Source organism: Propionivibrio sp., assembly GCF_049316945.1.
Taxonomy (GTDB): domain Bacteria; phylum Pseudomonadota; class Gammaproteobacteria; order Burkholderiales; family Rhodocyclaceae; genus Propionivibrio.
Window position 1 is genome coordinate 1 of sequence record NZ_JBMOJE010000358.1, and the last position, 1,891, is coordinate 1,891.

4 protein-coding genes and 1 tRNA gene are annotated in these 1,891 nt (G+C 53.4%); 3 read left to right on the forward strand and 2 right to left on the reverse strand.

Features of this window, described 5'->3' with window-relative positions; translation table 11 throughout:
• On the reverse strand, nt 1-209 hold a 209-nt coding region (locus ACOYNV_RS28110), incomplete at its 3' end, for a hypothetical protein (protein ID WP_422903124.1).
• Nucleotides 210-250: 41 nt separating this feature from the next.
• On the opposite strand from ACOYNV_RS28110, the gene ACOYNV_RS28115 reads away from it, so the two are divergent.
• The 3 genes from ACOYNV_RS28115 to ACOYNV_RS28125 are packed head-to-tail and all read left to right on the forward strand — an operon-like array spanning nt 251 to nt 1,676.
• Nucleotides 251-421: a hypothetical protein gene (locus ACOYNV_RS28115; protein ID WP_422903125.1), complete on the forward strand. Its 171-nt coding sequence runs from the start codon at nt 251-253 to the stop codon at nt 419-421.
• Nucleotides 418-723, forward strand: coding sequence for a helix-turn-helix domain-containing protein (locus ACOYNV_RS28120; protein ID WP_422903126.1), 306 nt, complete (start codon nt 418-420; stop codon nt 721-723). The genes ACOYNV_RS28115 and ACOYNV_RS28120 overlap by 4 nt, the downstream gene beginning before the upstream one ends.
• Entirely contained in the window at nt 612-1,676 is a 1,065-nt protein-coding gene (locus ACOYNV_RS28125; protein WP_422903127.1) for a tyrosine-type recombinase/integrase, read from the forward strand. The genes ACOYNV_RS28120 and ACOYNV_RS28125 overlap by 112 nt, the downstream gene beginning before the upstream one ends.
• 23 nt (nt 1,677-1,699) lie before the next feature.
• Here ACOYNV_RS28125 and ACOYNV_RS28130 read toward each other — a convergent pair.
• Nucleotides 1,700-1,776 (reverse strand) — tRNA-Arg (locus tag ACOYNV_RS28130).
• Nucleotides 1,777-1,891 lie beyond the last annotated feature (115 nt).

Genomic DNA, 1,891 nt, shown 5'->3' on the forward strand with positions numbered 1-1,891 from the left:
ACTGAGTTTGATGCATCTATTGACGCGGCCATGCAAGCGGAGATAGCGCCATGACAATCGATGATCGAATCGCAGAAGTCCTTGAACGTGACGGTGCCTACATCGCGGCAGAACATCGCAGAGCAATCTACCGGGCAGGTGCAGAGGATATGCGCGAACGGTGCGCCAAGATTTGTGAAGAACGACAGCACAACATCGGGTGCAGCCATGCTTTTGACGCTGCTAAACGTATCCGCGCACTGGAAACGCCATGACCGCAAAAGAACGCCAGCGCATGATGCGACTTGAAGCAGAGAACGCCATGCTGCGAAACAGGAACAGCGAGCATGTGCGTATATACGGGAACATGCTGGTTGAGGTGATCGAGTTGAAGGCAACGCTATCGCTTGTGGGTAGCGCGATAAATGGAGATGGGGAATGAATGCAGAAATACTTTCACTTACGCAGGCCGCTGAATTCCTGCAAGTGAGCGAAGATATACTTCTTCCAATGGTTCAGCGTGGCGAGATACCGGCTGGCAAGGTGCGCAGCAAATGGCGGCTTGTTCGCGGAGACTTGATCGAGTGGATACGCTCGCAGTATGCTACCAAACCAACCGCAGAGATTAAGCAATGGCCTATAAGCGTTCCGGCACAAATAACTGGTGGATCACAGTCGGCGGAATACGCCAAACTTCTGGGACTGCCAACGAAGCGGACGCCAAGGCGCTTGAAGCAAAGCTAGCTCATCAGCTATGGCTTGAGCAGTCGATGGGGATAGAACGCCCACACGCATGGCAGGAAGCCGTTATCAAGTACCTGAAGGAACGCCAGCACAAGGCGAGTTATGAAACGATCAAACAGCGCTTGGCATGGTGGCATCCGCACTTGGGAAGCGTTACAGATATATCCCGCATCACCAGAGACATGGTCGACAAGGTGCTTCACAAGCACCGGCCAGTTACACCCCTTCCGTCGCCAGCAAACACAACAGCCAACAAGTACGCCATAGTCGTTGCTGCGGTACTCAATGCCGCGTGTCGGGAATGGGGCTGGACAAAATCAAGCCCCAAGTTTCGCCGGTATCCAGAGCCGGATCATCGCCGGGTATTCCTGAGAATAGACGAGTGGCGAAAACTCGAAGCAGAATTACCCGATCACCTTCGGCTTGCTGCGACGTTCGCCCTGGCTACCGGACTGAGAGCATCTAAAGTATTTGGTCTGGAGTGGCGTCAAGTCGATTTAAAGGAACGGTCATTGACCACCGAGGGCAACGACATTAAACGCGCCGTGTGCATCCCGTTGAACAAAACCGCAATGAGCGTGCTTGACGAGATATTGAGCAGTCCGGTACATCATATCAAGAGCGTGTTCACGTTCCGTGAGAAACCATTGCAGGATTATGGAAAGGCATGGTTCAAGGCGAGAGAGAGGGCAGGGCTGCCAGATTTCCCGTGGCATGGATTGCGTCACACGTTCGCTAGCTGGCTAGGCCAGTCAGGCGCAAGTGAAATGGTGATTGACCAGTTGTGCGGATGGGCAGAGAAAGATACCCGGTCGATTTACACCCACTTGGACACCGATCATTTACGGCCATTCTCGGAAGCGATTGATCGCGTCTTGGAGTCCGATTTTGCACAAAAACATACACAGTCTGCACAGTTTGCTACACAGTCAAAAAAAACAGCCAGTGACTAATTGGCTGTATCCCTTGCTACGACTGGTGCGCCCGGCGAGACTCGAACTCACAACCCCCGGCTTAGAAGGCCGGTGCTCTATCCGGTTGAGCTACGGGCGCGAGTCGCGAAAATTTTGGGAATTTCTTCCCGCCGGTATCGCTTCTTGAAACTTTTAGTTCTGGTCGGGGCGGTGGGATTCGAACTCACGACCCTCTGCTCCCAAAGCAGATGCGC

Excerpts from the sequence above, each read along its gene's own strand:
- ACOYNV_RS28125 (WP_422903127.1), top strand. The coding sequence starts at position 612 with ATGGCCTATAAGCGTTCCGGCACAAATAACTGGTGGATCACAGTCGGC.
- ACOYNV_RS28115 (WP_422903125.1), top strand. The coding sequence starts at position 251 with ATGACCGCAAAAGAACGCCAGCGCATGATGCGACTTGAAGCAGAGAAC.
- ACOYNV_RS28120 (WP_422903126.1), top strand. The coding sequence starts at position 418 with ATGAATGCAGAAATACTTTCACTTACGCAGGCCGCTGAATTCCTGCAA.